General features: G+C 37.6%; 18 protein-coding genes. 3 read left to right on the forward strand and 15 right to left on the reverse strand.

Going from position 1 to position 20,353, the window contains the following annotated elements:
• Window positions 1-11: 11 nt before the first annotated feature.
• Window positions 12-644 (reverse strand): transcriptional regulator CcpN, encoded by a 633-nt coding sequence (gene ccpN / locus ABH966_RS13985; protein ID WP_370079393.1) that lies wholly within the window; start codon window positions 642-644, stop codon window positions 12-14.
• A 453-nt stretch (window positions 645-1,097) separates the two neighbouring features.
• On the opposite strand from ccpN, the gene ABH966_RS13990 reads away from it, so the two are divergent.
• Window positions 1,098-2,483: a glycine--tRNA ligase gene (locus tag ABH966_RS13990; RefSeq protein ID WP_370079395.1), complete on the forward strand. Its 1,386-nt coding sequence runs from the start codon at window positions 1,098-1,100 to the stop codon at window positions 2,481-2,483.
• Window positions 2,484-2,535: 52 nt separating this feature from the next.
• On the opposite strand, the gene ABH966_RS13995 is transcribed toward ABH966_RS13990, so the two are convergent.
• Window positions 2,536-4,281, reverse strand: a complete 1,746-nt coding sequence (locus tag ABH966_RS13995; protein ID WP_370079397.1) for an HD-GYP domain-containing protein — start codon at window positions 4,279-4,281, stop codon at window positions 2,536-2,538.
• 1,143 nt (window positions 4,282-5,424) lie between these two features.
• On the opposite strand from ABH966_RS13995, the gene ABH966_RS14000 reads away from it, so the two are divergent.
• Window positions 5,425-6,846, forward strand: a complete 1,422-nt coding sequence (locus ABH966_RS14000; protein WP_370079399.1) for an S-layer homology domain-containing protein — start codon at window positions 5,425-5,427, stop codon at window positions 6,844-6,846.
• Between the two features lie 24 nt (window positions 6,847-6,870).
• On the opposite strand, the gene recO is transcribed toward ABH966_RS14000, so the two are convergent.
• The 13 genes from recO to rpsU all read right to left on the reverse strand — a co-directional run bounded on the left by recO (window position 6,871) and on the right by rpsU (window position 18,776).
• The gene (recO, locus tag ABH966_RS14005; protein ID WP_370079401.1) at window positions 6,871-7,665 is read right to left on the reverse strand and encodes a DNA repair protein RecO; all 795 of its coding nucleotides are present in this window, start codon (window positions 7,663-7,665) and stop codon (window positions 6,871-6,873) included.
• A gap of 541 nt (window positions 7,666-8,206) precedes the next feature.
• On the reverse strand, window positions 8,207-9,124 hold the full coding sequence (gene era / locus ABH966_RS14010; protein WP_370079403.1) for a GTPase Era: 918 nt from the start codon (window positions 9,122-9,124) through the stop codon (window positions 8,207-8,209).
• Window positions 9,111-9,524 (reverse strand): cytidine deaminase, encoded by a 414-nt coding sequence (locus tag ABH966_RS14015; RefSeq protein ID WP_142509859.1) that lies wholly within the window; start codon window positions 9,522-9,524, stop codon window positions 9,111-9,113. Before ABH966_RS14015 ends, era begins: the two co-directional genes overlap by 14 nt.
• 338 nt (window positions 9,525-9,862) lie before the next feature.
• The gene (locus ABH966_RS14020; protein WP_370079405.1) at window positions 9,863-10,213 is read right to left on the reverse strand and encodes a diacylglycerol kinase family protein; all 351 of its coding nucleotides are present in this window, start codon (window positions 10,211-10,213) and stop codon (window positions 9,863-9,865) included.
• Window positions 10,214-10,687, reverse strand: a complete 474-nt coding sequence (gene ybeY / locus ABH966_RS14025) for an rRNA maturation RNase YbeY (protein WP_370079407.1) — start codon at window positions 10,685-10,687, stop codon at window positions 10,214-10,216.
• Window positions 10,688-10,695: 8 nt separating this feature from the next.
• Window positions 10,696-12,816: an HD family phosphohydrolase gene (locus ABH966_RS14030; protein ID WP_370079409.1), complete on the reverse strand. Its 2,121-nt coding sequence runs from the start codon at window positions 12,814-12,816 to the stop codon at window positions 10,696-10,698.
• A 242-nt stretch (window positions 12,817-13,058) separates the two neighbouring features.
• Entirely contained in the window at window positions 13,059-14,015 is a 957-nt protein-coding gene (locus tag ABH966_RS14035) for a PhoH family protein (RefSeq protein ID WP_370079411.1), read from the reverse strand.
• Window positions 14,016-14,017: 2 nt separating this feature from the next.
• Window positions 14,018-15,136, reverse strand: a complete 1,119-nt coding sequence (locus tag ABH966_RS14040; RefSeq protein ID WP_370079413.1) for a sporulation protein YqfD — start codon at window positions 15,134-15,136, stop codon at window positions 14,018-14,020.
• A complete protein-coding gene (locus ABH966_RS14045; RefSeq protein ID WP_370079415.1) occupies window positions 15,126-15,386 on the reverse strand; it encodes a hypothetical protein in 261 nt (86 codons plus the stop codon). Before ABH966_RS14045 ends, ABH966_RS14040 begins: the two co-directional genes overlap by 11 nt.
• A gap of 54 nt (window positions 15,387-15,440) precedes the next feature.
• Entirely contained in the window at window positions 15,441-15,929 is a 489-nt protein-coding gene (locus tag ABH966_RS14050) for a hypothetical protein (RefSeq protein WP_370079417.1), read from the reverse strand.
• Window positions 15,930-15,955: 26 nt separating this feature from the next.
• On the reverse strand, window positions 15,956-16,960 hold the full coding sequence (gene floA / locus ABH966_RS14055) for a flotillin-like protein FloA (protein ID WP_370079419.1): 1,005 nt from the start codon (window positions 16,958-16,960) through the stop codon (window positions 15,956-15,958).
• Window positions 16,961-16,963: 3 nt separating this feature from the next.
• The gene (locus tag ABH966_RS14060; protein WP_370079421.1) at window positions 16,964-18,292 is read right to left on the reverse strand and encodes an NfeD family protein; all 1,329 of its coding nucleotides are present in this window, start codon (window positions 18,290-18,292) and stop codon (window positions 16,964-16,966) included.
• A gap of 310 nt (window positions 18,293-18,602) precedes the next feature.
• Window positions 18,603-18,776, reverse strand: a complete 174-nt coding sequence (gene rpsU, locus ABH966_RS14065; protein WP_004227078.1) for a 30S ribosomal protein S21 — start codon at window positions 18,774-18,776, stop codon at window positions 18,603-18,605.
• A 221-nt stretch (window positions 18,777-18,997) separates the two neighbouring features.
• On the opposite strand from rpsU, the gene ABH966_RS14070 reads away from it, so the two are divergent.
• Entirely contained in the window at window positions 18,998-20,335 is a 1,338-nt protein-coding gene (locus ABH966_RS14070; RefSeq protein ID WP_370079423.1) for a TrkH family potassium uptake protein, read from the forward strand.
• The last annotated feature ends 18 nt before the right edge of the window (window positions 20,336-20,353 follow it).

The following is a 20,353-nucleotide window of genomic DNA, read 5'->3' on the forward strand; positions in this document are numbered from 1 at the left end:
CCTTCAAATATTTAGACATTCTGTACAAGTGATAAGAAAGCTCGTGTAATCGTCGTTTTTGTAAGACGACCAACGATTTTCAAACCACCTTCTTGTGGCTCTACTACTGGTAGCGAATCAACTTCCCGTTCAATTAGTTTATTCGCAGCAACAACTAAAGAATCTGATCTCTCACAGTACGAAATATTTGGCATACGTGTCATAATTATATGTACAGGAATTTTGTTTAAATCCTGCGTACCAATACTTGTACGTAGTAAATCTTTACGAGAAAGTACCCCTGTCAAAAATTCATTTTTATCTACGACAAAGAGTGTTCCAACATCCTCTGAAAACATGAAGCAAATCGCATCATAAACAGTCATTGTTTCCGGTACAACAACTGGTCCTGAATGAAAATCTTTCACCTTTAAATTGTTAATACTATCCGTCAATGTAACGGATGCTTTTTTACCTGAATAGAAATAGCCAACACGAGGTCTAGCATCTAAAAAGCCCGCCATTGTGAGTATTGCTAAATCTGGTCTTAAAGTTGCTCTTGTCAGATTGAGATGTTCTGCAATATGTTCGCCTGTGATTGGGCCGTTTTCTTTCACAATTTGTAAAATGTTTTCCTGACGTTTATTGAGTTCGATTGGACTCACCGCCTCAAATCTAATAGTGTTATACTTATGCTCAATTATTATATACTATTTTAATAATTATTGCGAAGAAAAGAACTACATGCTACAATATTGACACATACGCTTGCTCTAAATGTATTTTCGAGCGATTTGCGTTATATAGGCGATGACGGGAAAAAAAGTATCTGTTCCACTTTAAAGCGAGTAGAAGATGGTGAAAGTCTACATAGCAACAGAGAAAAGGCACTCCTTGAGCTAACTTTTTGAAAAGAGGTTTTAAACAACGCGTTTAAAACAATCAGGGTGGAACCGCGGGTTTTAGCACTCGTCCCTGGGCATTCATTGTGCCCGGAGACGGGTGCTATTTTTTAATTTAGTCCTACCTAAATTAAAAAATATCTCTAGCGAATTGTATAAATTCGCTTAAACAAAATTAATGTTCACTCTGTGAAAACTTTGAAGGAGGCTATTTTTATGGCAAACAAATCAATGGAAACAATCGTATCTTTAGCGAAGCATCGCGGCTTTGTCTTCCCTGGTTCTGAAATCTACGGAGGCTTAGCAAACACTTGGGATTACGGTCCATTAGGTGTTGAATTAAAAAACAATGTTAAAAAAGCATGGTGGCAAAAGTTTGTCCAAGAATCAGAGCACAATGTTGGGATAGATGCTGCAATTTTAATGAACCCAAAAGCTTGGGTTGCTTCTGGTCACGTTGGCAACTTTAATGACCCAATGATTGATTGTAAGGCATGTAAAGCGCGCCATCGTGCTGACAAAATCATCGAGGACGCTGCGCTAGCAAAAGGCGATGAAATCATTGTCGATGGTATGACATTTGATCAAATGAAAGAAACGATGATTAAGTATGACGTAGTGTGCCCGGATTGTGGTAAAGCTGATTTCACAGATATTCGTCAATTTAATTTAATGTTTAAAACATTCCAAGGTGTAACAGAATCTTCTACTAATGAAATTTATTTACGCCCAGAAACAGCACAAGGTATTTTTGTGAACTTTAAAAACGTACAACGTTCAATGCGTAAACGTACACCATTCGGTATTGCACAAATCGGTAAATCATTCCGTAACGAAATTACACCAGGTAACTTCACTTTCCGTACGCGTGAATTTGAACAAATGGAACTTGAATTTTTCTGTAAGCCTGGCGAGGACCTTGAATGGCACGCATACTGGAAAGAGTTTTGTAAAAATTGGTTGTTAAATTTAGGCATGAAAGAAGATTCTATGCGTCTTCGTGATCACGAGGACGACGAATTATCTCACTACTCAAATGCTACAACTGATATTGAATTTAAATTCCCATTCGGTTGGGGCGAACTATGGGGCGTAGCAGATCGCACGGATTTCGATTTAAAACAGCATATGGAGCATTCTGGTGAAGATTTCACTTACATTGACCCAGTATCAAACGAACGTTATGTTCCATATTGTATCGAGCCTTCTTTAGGTGCAGACCGTGTAACATTAGCATTCCTTTGCGATGCTTATGACGAGGAAGAGCTTGAAGGCGATGATAAGCGTACAGTTTTACGCTTCCACCCTGCTCTAGCACCATTTAAAGCTGCAGTCCTACCACTTTCTAAAAAGCTTTCAGATGAAGCTACTGATGTTTGGGCAGAGCTTCGTAAATCATTCCCAGTTGATTTTGACGAGTCACAATCAATTGGTAAACGTTACCGTCGTCAAGATGAAATTGGTACACCATTCTGTATCACGTATGACTTCGACTCAAAAGAAGATGGTCAAGTTACAGTGCGTCATCGCGATTCAATGTCTCAAGTTCGTATGCCAATTACAGATGTTAAAGCATACATCGAAAAACATCTTCAATTCTAAAATTCATCAGTATATAAAGAGGGAGTCGCATTTTAAGCGACTCCCTCTTATTTTATGTTTTTAACAATGAAAACAAACGCTCTTGCATCTTCTCCTCAAATGAAAACCTTTTCATTTCCATGCCTACTAAGCTAATAAGTAATTCTTCAATATCTACAAGCGAATAAAAAAGGAATGTTCCTTCTCCCATTGGGCGAACTCTCTTATCGACTGTAAGCTCATCTCCAATAAAGTAAGCTATATTTACGTTACAATGTTCCATTAATTGCGTAATGCGCCGTTCATCATCTGGATTAATAAAAAACGGCACAATTTTATCAATATACAAAATACTTTGCACAAGTTTTATGAAGAAATTTTCTCGAAGTGAAGTTTCCACAACTAATATAGTTGTTTTCTCATGCTGATAATCCATATACAATACATGTAATTGATCTTCTAATAGTTTCTTTAATATATTAATAGAATTCCTGTATTTTGTCATGTCCGTTTGAATTTCTCTTGTTAATAAACGTAGAATTCGAAAGGCAGGTAAAAATATTTTTAAAATAATTTCTTTAGGATGTAAATGATCTATTAATTTATTAAAATAGACTCTTAAGCTATTTTCGTCACAGCGAATTAATTGTTCTATAAATAAGTTAAAAATTTCTTCAAAGCTGTTAGCACGGTAATCAATCATTTTCGCAATTTTCACACTATAATTTAAAGGTAAAATCATTGACTTTTGTTCATCCAGCAATTTAACTTTAGGTAACGTTGGGAATAAATCATAGACAAGTTCTACTTGTGCACTTCGATTATCCGATAATTGAACGACTGAGTTGACAGGATAAATCCCTAGGCACTCTACAAATTTATGCATAAATTTCTCGTTATATAAATGTCGATCACGATATAAAACAGCTAATGCATCTGTTGCAGCATATCCCGAATGATATACACGCTTTGATGTCATAGCGGAATAAACATCTATAATTTGCAGTAATTGAACCCCCTCACACATATCATCCTCACAAAGCTGATTTGGATAACCTTTACCGGCAAAACGTTCATGATGATCACGTGCTAAATAGGCAATATCGTCTTCCCCATTTTCTATGAGTAACTCATAACCTTTAGTCGTATGAGTTTTAACAATGTCAAACTCATCTTCTGATAATTTTCGTTTTAAATTTAATATGTCTTGCGGGATAAATACCTTCCCAATATCGTGGAACAAATAGCCCCTTGCTAGCGTTTCAATATCGGTTAAACCTAAATAACGCGCAAAAATTGTACCTAAAACGAAAACATCAAATGAATGAACAAAAGAATACTCATCCCATTCTTTTAATCTCATGAGTAATTCATAGCGATGTTTTTTTTCAAAAATTTGTTCAAAAATACCTCGTACATAAGCAGTATCTTGGGTGCTTTTTAAAATTTGACCATAGCGCAATTCATGCACAACATTCTCTAATGTAGTCATAAAAAGATTTTTTACCGTATCTTTATACTCATCTACCTCATCCTTTTTATCCATCAGAGGTGCAAATACATCCTCGTAATCTCTTGTACGCTGAACACTCAAATCATGAACAATTCGGACTGAATCAGTTGGTAAATATACAGATAGTTCGTCTACTTTTCTAAGTTTAAGTAAGACAATAATCCGCTCCGTTAAAACTAGATCTTTTTTAGCTAATAAACGATAATCAGAAAAAATATCTTCAGCTAAAATATCATTGGCTTCAACTTCATCAATACTTAACGTCACTTTTCTTAGCATATTTTCTGCCACATACGCAATGTCCAAGCATTATGTGACTCCCTCCTTCTTCGATAAGACTGCGTTGTTCATCAATTATGCCTCGGCATAATTGCGTCCGGAGGCTTTAGGCAACAAATAATTTTTGCGCGAAAGCGTAGTGCTAACGTAGCGGCAGCAGCAGATATTTTTTGCGCGAAAGCGTAGTGCCAACGTAGCGACAGCAACGTGTTTTGTCTGTGCGAAAGCGTAGTGTCAACGTAGCGGCAGCTACAACACGATATTAGTCACTCAGTTGTTGCCACAGGACGCGGCCTTTTTAGACTGAGTTCCTATATTTCAGCGGATGTCTTTTGTACCAAAAGCGTAACGTCAGGTACAGATGTTTGGACCCACGCTGAAAGAAGTTAACATTCATCTATATCATTTACAATATCATAGATTAAAACACCTTTTCAACTAGTTTATGGAATTTACATGGATAGTTACTACTATTTTTACGTTAAAAACTATTATAAAATTAGTAATTTATATCCAAAAAAATTCCTTTGGCAACAATTATTAATTTTAAATAAAAAAAGATATAAAGTCCTATACAAAGGACTAAAAAGCGTATATTAGCGTATATTTATAATTTATAGTTAAATTTATCTCATTAAATAATATTTCTGTAAATCATAAAGAATTACTTAATTTGTCCTAATACCATTAGCAAAAATCCAACACTAATAGATAAATATTACCATTCAGAAAAATAACTACTCATTTTTACATTATGGAACATTGAAAATTAATAATTTATATATATTTCACCCAACTTTTATCTCACCACCAAAAGTCGAGATGACATTTGTTAATACATATTTTATTGATTGGTACGATAGATCAGAGACAAATCCCCTATCCCTAAACAGCTCATTGTTCGGCCTTAAAAGCACACCAGTCGAGTCAGAAATACTATTCATTCATGTTGATGAACAAGTATTTTATCCATGTTAATTTTTAACATCATAAAATTCCCTCTATTCTCATCTTCGTCATTTTGATATAAATAAAGTATTGTAGTTAATCCTAAATGTTAAATAACAATAATTTAACAATTCATGGAGATTCCAACCTATTACATTCAGCCCGTTGTAATAGGTAGGTCCTAGCTATAAAATTTTTTTATGTACTTTGGAGGAAATTTATTTGAAGAGCAATCGTTTTTATCACATCGCTATGGCATCAGCACTAGCAACAAGCGCTATTGTCATTGCACCCCCAGCACATGCTGCATCGGGATTCTCTGATGTAAAAAATGTGTCAAGTGAGGAAGGTCAAGCTATTATTAACTTAGCTCAACGCGGCATTATATCAGGCTACCCTGATGGCACATTTAAACCTGAGAATTCAATTACTCGTACACAAGCTGCAAAAATTTTAGCTGGTATTTTAAAGCTTGATACGGTTCATGTGAAAAATCCTAATTTTAAGGATATAAAACCTGGCGATGCAAATTATGGTGCGATTGCTGCTTTAGCAAATGCAGGTATTATTAGCGGAACCAATGGCTATTTCAACCCAACTAAAAATATTACACGTGGACAAATGTCAAAAATGATTGTGAAAGGTTTTAAATTACCAATTACAAACGGCATTAACATTCCTTTCTATGATGTCAATGAAGGCAGTGAATACGAACCATATATAAAAACGCTTTTTGCCAACACCATCACAAAAGGTACAACCCCTACTACCTTTGGACCACAAACTAATGTAAAACGCTCCCAATTAGCACTTTTTGTTGTACGTGCTGAAAAAGCTCAAGGCAACGTCACAGTTTTTGCTAGTCAATTTAAGCAAGACTATATCTATGCTTCTTATGGCGGCATTAAGCCTGCAGAGGATATCTTTACATGGGTTGAAGATGAAGAAGATTATATGACAGAGTCCATTACAATTAAACCGCTAAAAGAAGGCACGGGAAAATTAGTTATTACGGGCTTTAAAGAAGATACTGAAGAATTTTTGGATGTCTTTTACTTAGTAAATGTGAAGAATGTAAACGGGAAGCTACAAACAACACTTCAAAAAGTGAAAGAAGAGGATTATGCAGAAAACTTACCGTTCAACTTAAAGGAAAGTAATTTAAAATTTGTTCCTACTAATGTAAGTATTCAAACTGCAGATGGTCAAGCCTTATCTCCTGAATTATATAATTTTAAATCAACGAATAACTCTGCTACACTTTCTATCTTTAAAAATGGGCAGTATATGCTTACTTTCACTAACGGTACTCAACAACAAACAATGGCTGCTATTGTCGATACATATGATTTCGTGCGTAGTATTGATTTGTATCAAGTTACAGATGAGTTAACGATTTCAAGTAGCTATCTATCGTTTGAACCAACACATGTTGCCTTAGAAAAATTTAATTCTGAGCCAGCAACTGTGAAAGCTACAATAAAGGATAAGCAAGTAAATGTTACACCATTAGCAGAAGGTACATCTATTTTACATATTACAGGTAAAAATGGTGAAACTGCTTATCTATATATTGACTTTCTAAAAATCGCTAATAAATGGGCTGTTTCTTACGGTTTCATGGATGATTCAGAAGATTATTAATGTAAAAATGCCAGAAGATCAATATTAATGATCTTCTGGCGTTTTTTCTTGATCAGCACTCGTTCTTAGCTGAAATTCAGGCGTTCTTTCAAGCTGTTCGATAAATTTTTTAGTCTTAAAACGAATTCCTGTTTGTTCCTCGTAAATTGTTGTAATTATTTTTTTAATAAAATATTTTGTTTCCTTTTTTAATTCTAATTTCCCAATCTGGTCAATCGGTACAGTATAGAACATTCGGATAAGCTTAAGCTGAGTCGGTGTTAATCGAATGATATAAGGATCATGATGATAACAACGATGACACAAAAAACCTCCCTGGACAAAAGAAAATGCAAATTCTCCGTCTACTGCACCACAAGCAGCACAAGCATGTAAAATAGGCTGCACGCCAGTATAGGGCAGCATTTTCCATTCAACGAACAATGTAATAGCCTCCGGGTCGTAACCTTCCTCAATTGCTTGTAATGCTTGAAGGAGCACATCAAATGCAAGTGGCTCAGGTTTTCCCTCTTCTACTACACGCTCAACAAGTTCCATTATATAACTTGCATAGGCCGTTGCCATTATATCCTCACGAATATGACGCATTGAATTTAGATGCTCTCCTTGTTGCAATGTCCCCATACCGGTATGATGCTGTACCATAAACATGCCATACGTAAATGGCTGTGTCACAGATGCTAACCTACTGGAAGGCTTCTTCGCTCCCCGAGCCATCGTTGCAACCTTTCCTGCTTCTCTCGTTAGTAATGTTACAATTTTATTTGATTCTCCATAGGCACGTACCTTTAGGACAATCCCTTCCCATTTATGAAGCATCGATTCCCCTCCTTTTCAACCTTTGCAATCAATTATGCCTCGGCATAATTGCCGCTGTCGCGCAGATAAACAATGCGTCCGGAATCGGCTTTGTGCTTTGGCCTGCGTGAGGGCCGACACGATGTCGGTCATTTCGGTAATGCCACAGGACGTGGCGTTTTTACCGATGCAGGTCAGTTAGCCGTTATCGCATGGATGCGATGATTTTAGGCTAACCCCTTTATTAACTCCTTTCCGATTCCGTGACATCCGCCGGAGGCTTTCACTTCTATCAGCGGGTGTCCAAATAGAAGTGAAAATAGAGCTGTCCAATAAATTATTGGACAGCTCCATTTAAAACTACAGCGACAGATAGGAATGTTGTAAAGTTGTTTTGTGTTTACAGCATATCTCATCAATTATGCCTCGGCATAATTCCGTGACATCTGCCAGAGGCTTTAGGCCAATATGATGTTGGTCACTCAGACGTTGCCACGGGACGTGACGTTCTTAGACTGAGTTCCTCTATTTCAGCTGATGTTAGTACAGCCGCTGAAATAAGTTAATATTCATCATCACGGAAACCGAAGTCACGTAAATGTGTTGATTTATTTCGCCAATCCTTTTGTACCTTAACCCAAAGCTCTAAATACACTTTTGAACCAAGAAGCATTTCAATATCTTTTCTTGCACGTATCCCTACTTCTTTTAGTAGCGCTCCACGTTTACCAATGACGATCCCTTTTTGAGAATCCCTTTCCACAATAATCGTTGCTGCTACACGAATTTTATCTTCGTTTTCCTCATCACGGCGAATTTTATCAATAACAACAGCAATGGAATGAGGTATTTCTTCACGCGTTAAATGTAACACTTTTTCACGAATTAACTCTGAAATAATAAAACGCTCAGGATGATCTGTTACTTGATCTGCTGGGTAATATTGTGGCCCCTCTGGTAAATATTTCGTTAATGTAGTTAATAAATTTTCTACATTATTCCCTTGTAACGCTGAAATCGGAACTATTTCCGCAAAGTCATAACGCTCTTTGTAGCTTTCAATAATCCCTATTAATTCATCAGGATGAATTTGATCGATTTTATTAATCACTAGGAAGACAGGCGTTGGATTACCCGCCAGCATTTCAAGGATGAATTCGTCACCCTTTCCAAGTTTCTGCTCTGCATTTACCATGAACATAATAACATCCACTTCACGCAAAGTATTTTTAGAAACCTTTAGCATAAAATCCCCTAGCTTATGTTTCGGCTTGTGGATTCCTGGTGTATCTATAAAAATCATTTGGCTATCATTTGTTGTTAGTACACCTTGTACTTTATTTCGTGTTGTTTGTGGTTTATCACTCATAATCGCAATTTTTTGACCAATGACACGGTTTAAAAATGTTGATTTCCCTACATTTGGTCGCCCGATTATGGAGATAAAACCTGACTTATAGCCATTGTTATTTTCCAGCATTCTCTAAATCCTCCGTTGTAAATGCAAACGGTAGTAATTCGCCTACAGACGTTACCGTGACATCACCTTTTAAGTTTGTTAAATATACAGGCATAGATGGTTTGCAAAATTCCATCATCACTTGACGACAAGCTCCGCATGGCGCACATGGTCCATCCGTATCAGCTACAATAGCGATCGCCTCAAAATCATAAATACCTTCTGACACGGCTTTGAAAAATGCTGTACGTTCAGCACAATTGGTCATACTATAGCCAGCATTTTCAATGTTGCAGCCATGAATAACCTCTCCATTTTTCGTTAAAATCGCCGCGCCAACTTTAAATTTTGAATAAGGTACATAAGCCTTTTCACGCGCTTTTTTTGATTCTTCTAGTAATGCATGCATATCAATTGTCATTAATGTTCTCCTCTACATAAAATAAAAAATAGCTCATCACCATAACGTGGGTTGATTTCCGTTCCGGCTGGGCGCTTTCCTGGGCGCGTCCGATGAGCCGCTTCGCTTGCGCTCCATGGTCTCGGGCCAACACGATGTTGGTCACGAAGGCGTTATCACAGGATGTGATGCTTTTAGCCTTCGTTCCTCTATTGCTGATCCCCAAGGAGTCGCCCAGCCTCCACTACAATCAACTTATAGCATGGATTAACAAATGTCCTCACTTAACTTTTGGTGACGAACCTAATAATCATAATTCTCCAGCACAATAGCTACTACTTCATGACCGAGTAATATTTTTAAAACCATTTCGGTATAAATATGAGTAATCCGATTATAGCACTGAATATCGCAAATACAAGTACTGCGCCTGCTGCAAGATCTTTTGCCTGCTTAGCAAGTGGATGGATAGTAGGTGAAGCTAAATCTACTACTCGTTCAATTGCAGTATTAATCATTTCAAGTGCAAACATTAGTGCTATTAATAGCAACACAATATACCATTCCATACGTGATAACTCCGTAAAATAGCCAGCAATCAAAACTATTCCCGCACTTAGCAAGTGGGATATAAAATTTTGCTCAGCACAGGCTGTAAGAATACCTTTAAAGGCATACCCAAAAGAGCGTACGAATTTGCGAACATTCATTTATTCTCGTCCTAAGCCGAAAGATTGTAAAATCTCATCCTGCTTACCGAACATCACCTTTTCATCTTCCGGCACCATATGATCATAACCAAGTAGATGTAAGAAACCGTGAACCGCTAAAAAGCCTAATTCTCGTTCAAATGTATGCCCATATTCCTCAGCTTGTTCTTTTGTACGATCCGTTGAAATAATAATATCTCCTAACACACGGGGCATCCCTTCAAATGTTACTTCTATTTCTCCCTCACCTAACTCCTCAAGGGCAAACGAGATAACATCTGTCGGCTGATCCTTGTCACGATATTCTCGGTTTATTTCTTGAATCGCTTCATTTGTAACAAACGTCACTGACACTTCTGTTTCCGGTTCAATATTCTCTACTTTCGCTGCATGCTGTAAAAGCTTTTCAACAAGCTCCATATGCTCAGCAGCCACTTCATTTGTTTCATCTGTAAAATCAATTGTTAAAATCATAGATCCTCCTACTTATCTGCCTTTGGATATTCAATTCGTGAGTGGAAAATTCCATTCAACGTTTCACAAAGTACTCGCTCTATACATTTTAACTCTTTTATTGAAATATCGCATTCATCAAATTGATTGTCTTGTACTCGATCATCTATAATCGCTCGTACCAACTTTTTAATTTTCTCTGCATTCGGTTCCTTCATCGATCGAACCGCTGCCTCAACACTATCTGCAACACTAATAACTGCCGCTTCCTTCGTTTGTGGCTTCGGACCTGGATATCTGTACTTTGTATCATCTAAACATTTTCCTTCTTCCTTCGCTTTAAAGTAGAAGAACTTTAACAGACTAGATCCGTGATGCTGCAAGGCAATATCGATAATTTCCTGTGGCATCTTATAACGTTTTAGCATTTCAGCTCCATCAGTTGTATGTGCGATGATAATTTCCGCGCTTTTTTCTGGAGGCAATGAATCATGTGGGTTAACACCAGACATTTGATTCTCGATGAAAAAGGCAGGACGCTTCGTTTTGCCAATATCATGATAATAGCATCCTACACGAGCCAGTAATCCATCCGCTCCAATTTCCTCACATGCCGCCTCCGCTAAGTTCGCCACCATTACACTATGATGATATGTTCCTGGAGCCTCCATTAGTAATTTTTTCAGCAACGGATGATTTGGGTTCGATAATTCAATTAAACGTAGCGACGACAATAAACTAAACGCTGATTCAAAGAATGGTAAAAGACCCATTGTAAGAGCACCTGATAATAGAGCCGATATCAACGCCGCTATAAAGTAATACACCAACTCTGACAAACCGTAAGTAGATTGTGTCATCAGTAAATAAAATGCGATAAACGACATATTTACTAGCCCGATAACACCTACAGCATGTAAAATATGCGAACGCTTTTCCATACTCCCCAAAAAGAATAAGCTCGCAAAGCCTCCAAAAATTATATACAGTGTAATTTCCATCTGCATAACAGATGAATAACCCTCCTGAAAAATAACACCCGCAGATGCCGCTGTCATAACCGTAATAAGTACCGCAGCACGGTCATCCACTAATAGCCGTACAAGCATTGTTGCCAAAGCCGTTGGGAAAAGGAAGGCAACCGTAACATCGAAGCCACTAGAAACTAGGCTTATAAATTTCATCAGCAAGATGGATAAACCATAAACAATTACTGTCACCAACAACGCATTACGTTTCTTGTGCTCATCTGTATCCAAACGTTCAAATAAAACAAACATGAACGTCATTTCCAAAAGTATTAAAATAATCAGCCCTGCAATCGGTTTCATCGATGCTTTATTACTCACCATACCTAGAAGTTCTAATTGACGAAACGCCTCATTATCAATAATTTGACCTTCCTGTACGATGATTTGACCTTGAAGAATTCGAGTTGGTTCAACCGATTCCTTCGCTTGATCCTTTCGAATTTTCGTTTGTTCTTCATTTATCGTCTCATTTTCGATAATACTAGTACGTCCAATTAAAACTACCGTATTAAATATTTTATCCGGATATCCTCGTTGTCCACGAATTTTTGTCTCAAAATCATTTTGACCCGCAAACACATTTTCTGATCGAATAGATTTTTGCAAATATTCCTGCACAGATTTTGATAGTTGCGTACTTGTTCTTTTTAAATCTGCTTCACTTTGTACTAACAAACCCTCTAGCTGTGAATCAGTAAAGATAATTGGCATTTGCTCTGAATCAATGGATTCAAACTTTTTGCGCAGCTTCGCCACTTGGTCGGCAATCGGAATAGGTTCTTTGCTACTCTCAACATCCGCCTTTACGTCGAGAACATAGTCAAATAAAGACGTTACAATCGCAGCTCGCTGCTTAGCAACATCCGCAGAAAATTGATAGACTGGCTCAACCGCATTCGCTGCTTTTTCTCGTTCCTGTTGTGTTTTATAAGTATCTTCTATCGTTTTAGTAGATCGTACTGTTTCAGGCGCTAGTTGTAATGGTTTAAAATCATATGTAACACCTTTAACATTGCCATACATAAAAGTAAATTGTAGGGCTCCTGTTAAGATGAGAACGACAATTAAAAAGTAGCGGAAGCCAATAAGTTCTGTAAATTTTTTTAATTGTTTCTCCATCCGGCACCTCCTCTATCTATCTACTATCATACCAATTCAAAAAACATTTTTCCCGAAAAATGTATAAGAAAGCAAAAAAACAGCTATACAAATTGTATAGCTGTCACAAATTTTTCCATTTTCCAAGTATTTTCACGTTTGTTAATTTTTATACCCGTCGCATTTACTCTAACTCTGTTGCACCTGTCGTTCCGTTTCACTCCACTTTCGGTGCAGACTTTAGAATTACGCATAGCGCAATTCTAAAGTTGCTGTTCTTCGTAGGCTTTGATGATTTTTGCTACGATTGGGTGGCGTACTACATCGCCTTGTTCTAAAATTTGGAAATGTATTGATTTTACATACTTTAGTGTGCGTTCTGCTACGATTAACCCAGATTCCGTATTTTTCGGTAGGTCCATTTGTGTTTTGTCGCCTGTAATGACCATTTTTGAGCCAAAGCCTAGACGCGTTAAAAACATCTTCATTTGCTGATGTGTCGTATTTTGAGCTTCATCTAAAATAACAAAGGCGTCGTCTAATGTACGTCCACGCATATACGCTAAAGGTGCAATTTCAATTGTTCCTCGTTCAATAAGTCTTTGAGTTTGTTCTGTCCCGTAAATATCGTTTAAAGCGTCATAAAGAGGTCGTAAATAAGGATCTACCTTTTCCTTCAAATCCCCCGGAAGAAAGCCTAGAGACTCTCCTGCCTCTACTGCAGGGCGTGTTAAAATAATACGCTTAACGTGCCCATTTTTTAGCGCCTGCGTTGCCATGACTACCGCTAAATACGTTTTCCCAGTACCAGCTGGACCGATACCAAAAACAACGTCTTTATGACGGATTGCTTGTATGTATTCTCGTTGACCGATTGTTTTTGCACGAATAGGCTTTCCTTTCGTCGTGCGTGCAATTTCTTCATCATAAAGTTCTGCAAAATATTCAATCGTTCCTTTTTGTGTCATTTCAATAGCAGTTGCAACATCACGCTGATCAATATTAATTCCTTTACGAATGACCTTTAGAAGAGCATGTAAAAGGAATGTCGCTTGTTCCTTTGCATCCTCTTCACCAGCAAGCTGAATTTGTTCACCACGTGTAATAATGTGGACTTGTAGTGCCTCTTCGATTAACTTCATATTTGCATCGGAAATTCCGAGTAGCATAACCGCTTCGTTTGGATTATCCACTTGTAATACAGTTAAATGTTCTGACATAATCATTCTCCTTGTGGGCCTTGTATTGGACTGGCAATGTTTTCATTGACTAAAAATAGAACTTTCCCTTCAACTGTACCATCCCCCCACTTTACCTGTAAAAGGTTTTCTTTTTTTATAACCGTTTTAGCAGGTAATGAACGTATTACCTTTTCATGAAGTAATGGTATGAGCAATGAATCTATTTTGGATTCATCAAGCTCTACTTGCACTTTTTTAGTGTTCTGCTCTTCAACAATTGAAACATACGGATCGAGCCAGCTTGGTAAATCTTTCTTTTGTACATAGTCAACTTTTTCTTTTTCTTGATGAATGCCTTTCACTAATACACGCCACTGCTTCTGTTGTAGCGTTTCCATCGTTAGCTTTTTCGGAATTTTAAATGAACATTCGAGCCAATAATCAGCGTAGACCTCTCCCTTTGCCCCAACAAAGACTTGATCTTCACCACTTTCAATTACACCACTTACGAGAACATCACCTTCGTAAGCAGTATCGTTGACTGAAATTTTACGTTCACCATTTTGAATATTAAAGTGGGTAATAACACCACCTTTTGTTGCCACTAAATGCGTCGCTAGTTTCTCATTCGTTTGTTTAGTTTGTTTCGGGGATTCCTGAGGTCGTAAAGTTACACGTCCACCATGCTTTTCAATATGCACCCAAGAAAGATCTCGATGCCCTTCTAATAGCTTCTGTCGAATGACAGCATCTGAGGGTAAGTCTTTTTTAGAAATGGGTGTTTCTAGTTGAAATGTATCTTGAAAGGTCTTTCCTAGACGTGCCTCTAACTCTGGCGTTGCCGCTTTAATATCAATACGCCAAATAACCTGTGCACATAGCAATGGTATTAATATCATCAACGCTAGGCCAAGCAAAGTCCAAAGCTGCGCTCGTAAAACTTGAAGCTCATCTGAATAATAGACAGCCATTTTAAGTCGGTAACGTCTACGTACACGGCGTATCTTTGGTAGATAATGCATCGTTGTTTCAAAAGCAACCTCTTGCTCACGAAAGACAATCCGCTTTAATGGCACATGTTGTGCATGCAATGCTTGAATAAAAGGATGAACATTTTCATGGCGCTTTATACGTATGATAATTGGCCGATTATTCCACATTATCGCTCACACCCATATCCTTTGTCATTTTCAGATGAAGCTCCTGCAAATCCTCTACAGAAAGATGAAGCATTTCTTCTTTAAGAGCATTAATTTCCACCGATTTCCCACGCACAGTAATATGATAGTCTGCATAAATAAAAGAGCATGATGAAGCATCAGCATGTAGAAAACGATATGGGCCAATGATTTTTAATGTTTCATATTGTAATAATTCAAGTAGTGGCGTTAATTGAAATAGTTTTCTCATAAAAAATGCCTCCTTCTTCGGCAATATATGCATCGAAAAAGGAGGACATGCTAGTTATTTTCTTTTTGCTTTTGGAGGACCTAAAACTTCTGCCATTACAACAGCCTGCATTAATGATTTTTTTGATTTTGGCAATTGAAAAGCAGATTGAGATTCAGCTACTCCCACAACTTTTTTCTCAGCTGCCAAACGACCGATACTTTCTCTATTCGTAGTACGACTTACTTTCTCAGTCGGGATTAACGGTGGAGCTGCATAGCTTGGAACTTCCTTACTCACTGTTTCTTCGACAAATTTTTTCGGCTCTTCCACTTTAGATTGCTCATTTTTCCAATCACCTAAAAATTCACGTGCAAAATCTTCAAAGCTCTGTGATTTAGAAGCAGGACGTTGCTCTGAAGACATCTCTGCTTTTTCTGTAATAGGAGGATCAACATGAGAATCCTTATTAAAAGGAGGCATTGGTTTTTGTTCTTTCTTCTTTGCTTTACCGAAAATAGAGCTGACTATGGCAATTATCACAAATATAATTAATTGTTCCATTTATTAGTACTGCTCCTTTCAGTTTTTTATTCGTTAGGTCCATTTGTTTCTGATTTATCTGAGCTTACTTTAGAAATGGAGTCTCTCATAGCTGTATCTGCTTGAATGTTGCGGTAATTCATATAGTCCATAATACCAAGATTACCCGAACGTAAAGCTTCTGCCATTGCCTGTGGTACTTCAGCTTCTGCTTCTACTACTTTTGCCTTCATCTCTTGTACGCGTGCAATCATTTCTTGCTCGTTCGCTACAGCCATTGCACGACGTTCTTCAGCTTTCGCTTGGGCAATGTTTTTATCAGCTTGTGCTTGTTCAATTTGTAATTCAGCACCAATGTTTTTGCCGATATCAACGTCAGCAATATCGATCGATAAGATTTCAAATGCTGTTCCAGAATCTAAGCCTTTTGCTAATACAGTTTGAGAAATCATATCAGGATTTTCAAGAACTGTCGTATGACTAGAGGCGCTACCAATTGTAGAAACGATCCCCTCACCTACACGGGCAATAACCGTTTCTTCACCAGCACCACCGACTAAACGTTCAATGTTTGCGCGCACTGTAATACGTGCCTTCGCTTTTACTTCGATCCCGTTCATAGCAACACCCGCAATAAATGGTGTTTCAATAACTTTCGGGTTAACAGACATTTGTACAGCTTCTAATACATCACGACCCGCTAAATCAATTGCCGCACAACGTTCAAATGTTAACTCGATATTTGCACGATGAGCTGCGATTAACGCATTGACAACTCGGTCTACATTACCACCAGCTAAATAGTGGCTTTCTAGTTGATTAATCGTCACAGGCAAACCTGCTTTATGCGCTTTAATTAATGGGTTCACAATTCGTGACGGGATTACACGACGTAATCGCATACCGATTAAAGTGAAAATACTAACGCGGACACCTGCAGCAAGAGCAGAAATCCACAGCGCCACTGGTACAAAGGTAAAGAATACCGCGACAACAATAAATAATATGACTAGCCCTGCAATTGGACCTATTAAAGCTAAATCAATTCCCATTTGCTATTCCTCCATCTCTTCTTCTGTTCGTCTCACAACAATACGTGAGCCCTCTACTTTAATAACTTCTACATGTTTCCCAGCATCAACATAGCCACCTTCCGATACTACGTCAATGCGTTCACTACCAAATAGCATTGTACCTGCCGGACGAAGTGGTGTAACCGTTGTACCTACTTTTCCGAGCAGCTCTGTGCGATTCACGTTAGATACATAGCCCTCTTCCGTTGTTGTCGCATCCATCAAGACTAGCTTGTTTAAAACATGCATTTTTTTACCAAAAAATTTCATCAGGATCACCATCCCTATTATCGCTACAACAAGCGCAATGAAAATCGCTATAATCATTTGCATCATGTTCGCACCTGCCAGTATTAGACTTAGTAATATTAGCACACCGCCGAAAATACCAACAATACCTCCCGGGACAAAAAATTCCGCTACAACAAGCGCTAAGCCTACAATAAATAAAAGTAATGCTTCATAACCTGCCAAGCCTGCCACCATATGACCGAAGAAAAATAATCCAAGTGCTGACAATCCCATTATACCTGGAACACCAAAACCTGGCGAATATAGCTCAACTACAAGTCCCAAACTTGCAATCGACAATAAAATCGGAACTATAATCGGATTCGTAATAAAACGAGCAAGTTTTTCAGCAAAAGTAGGTTCAATTGGAACGATATCACTACCATTTAATTGCGTTTTTTCTAAAAGATCTTGGAAATTCGAAACCGTCCCATTAGAATATTTAACTTTTTTTGCCTCCGAGGCAGATAAAGTTAATAAATTTCCTTCTTCCGCTCGAAATTTTGGTAAATCAACAGATACATCAGCCATTGCTCGTGCATAGATTGGATTGCGACCTTTCGATTCTGCAGCTGCTTCCATTTGAGCAACCCATGCACTATGAGCCTTTAAGTCTGCTGCATTTCCTGCTGAATCAATAACTGCAGCCGCCCCGATCGTTCCACTTGGCACCATATAGATTTCATCCGCATGTAAGGCTAAAAAGGCACCTGCTGAATGCGCATCTTTGTTAATATACGCAATTTTACGTATATCCGTTGCATCCATTAGCATAGCAATATCACCAGCTGCATTCACGAAACCGCCCGGCGTATGGATGTCTAAAATAATCGCCTCTGCATAGTTTTCTTCCGCCTCTTTAAAAGCTCGTTCTAAAAATGCGTGAAGTCCTCGCTCTACTTCATCATGAATAGGTATGTGGTAGACCTTACTACTTGCAAAAGCAGATGTTAATGGAAACGCTAACAAAAATGTCATCCAAATAACTAATAAATAACTGAGGATTCTTCGTCTCCGCATCTTTTTCCCTCCCTTCTAACATGCTTCTCTCCTGTATATACGACTGACTAACTAAAAAGTTTCATAAATCCTAATAATTTTATTATACCGTGAATTTTTAATTTATATTTATACAATCAGTATATAACATAAAAGCCGAATGAATCTCAGGGATCACATTCGGCTTCTTCAATATGTACGTAATTTGAGAGCTTAAAGTAAAATACCTGAAATTAACCGACATGCGATTAATTCCAGGTATATCTTTGTCTGCTCAGTGAATCATACAATTGCGTGTTATGAACGTAGGGATTTTTAATGGGAAATTAAATTACCACTTACGTTTACGTGCAGCTTCTGATTTCTTTTTACGTTTTACGCTAGGTTTTTCGTAGAACTCGCGCTTTCTAACTTCTTGAATTGTACCACTTTTTGATACAGTACGTTTGAAGCGGCGAAGAGCATCTTCAAGCGATTCGTTTTTGCGAACGACAGTTTTTGACATCTCTCTTTCCCTCCCTCCGAACACACGTCAATACACAAATAGGCAAATAACCATTTGCTGTGTACTAAAGAATTATAACGTATTGTCTAAAAATGGTCAATAGAAAGTGTACGAATTAATCTGATGAATTTTTGGTTTTTTTACCTTAAGAATTTTCAGCTTGCTTTTGGACACCATAAACATACAAAGTTTTAAATCAAAGGTTCAATGGGGAGATAAAAATGAAAACATTTAAAAATAAATTAAATCCTCCAAAAATACTTGTGCTAGGCTTTGCCGTCATCATTTCAATCGGAACATTTTTGTTAATGCTCCCCATTGCAACGGTCGATGATAAAGGTCTTTCATTTTTAAATGCTTTATTTACTGCTACCTCAGCTACGTGTGTAACAGGACTGGTTGTTGTAGATACCGGTGATACATTTTCGATATTTGGAGAATTAGTTATTCTTTTTCTTATCCAAATTGGCGGGCTGGGCTTTATGACGTTCGCGACGTTTTTATTTTTGCTATTAGGAAAAAAGATTTCTTTAAAAGAAAGGCTTTTGTTAAAGGAGGCATTTAATAACGTTACAATTGCTGGTCTAGTTAAATTAGTTAAACGGATACTGTTATTTACAGCACTGATTGAATTTATAGGTGGCTTCATTTTATCTATTCGTTTTTCATTCGATATGCCTGTAGGTAAAGCCTTTTATTTCGGATTTTTCCATGCGATATCGAATTTTAATAATGCTGGATTTGATTTAATGGGTGGCTATAAGAGCTTAACAGAATACGTAGACGATCCTTTCGTCGTAATTACTATTTGTGCACTTATTTTGATTGGAGGCTTAGGGTTTATTGTTATAAATGAACTATATGAATACCGCGGAACGAAACGACTTTCAGTGCACACAAAAATTGTATTAACAACAACGCTTATTTTAACAGTCGGCTCAACGATTTTAATTTTCTTATTTGAATACGGTAATAGTAAAACCCTTGGGCAACTATCTGAATGGGGCAAAATTCTTGGTTCATTATACCAAGCAGTTACACCTAGAACTGCTGGCTCTAATACCCTTCCTATTGGTGATTTAACACATTCAACTTTATTTTTAATCATTTGGCTAATGTTCATCGGAGGCGGTTCTGGTTCAACTGCTGGAGGTATTAAAATAACGACCTTCGCTGTTTTAGTTGCTACGATGTGGTCTCAATTAAAAGGGCAAGAAGATGTTGTGCTTTTTAGACGTAGAATTATTCATGAAACGATTTTAAAAGCTTTAACAGTCACAATGTGTGGGATGATGATTGTCGTACTTGTTACCATTGTCTTAAGTATTATTGAACAACGTCATAGTTTTATGATGTATTTATTTGAGGCTACTTCTGCATTTGGAACAGCTGGACTTTCAATGGGGCTAACTCCCGAGCTATCAACTGGTGGCCGCCTTCTTATCATATTAACTATGTTTATCGGAAGATTAGGCCCTTTAACAATTGCTTTTGCTATTACAAATCGACGAAAAAAAGAGGCTTTCCGTCATCCAAAAGGAAATATAATGATCGGGTAACCATGATAAAGGAGCGAT

Source organism: Lysinibacillus sp. RC46 (assembly GCF_041262385.1).
Classification (GTDB): Bacteria; Bacillota; Bacilli; order Bacillales_A; family Planococcaceae; genus Lysinibacillus.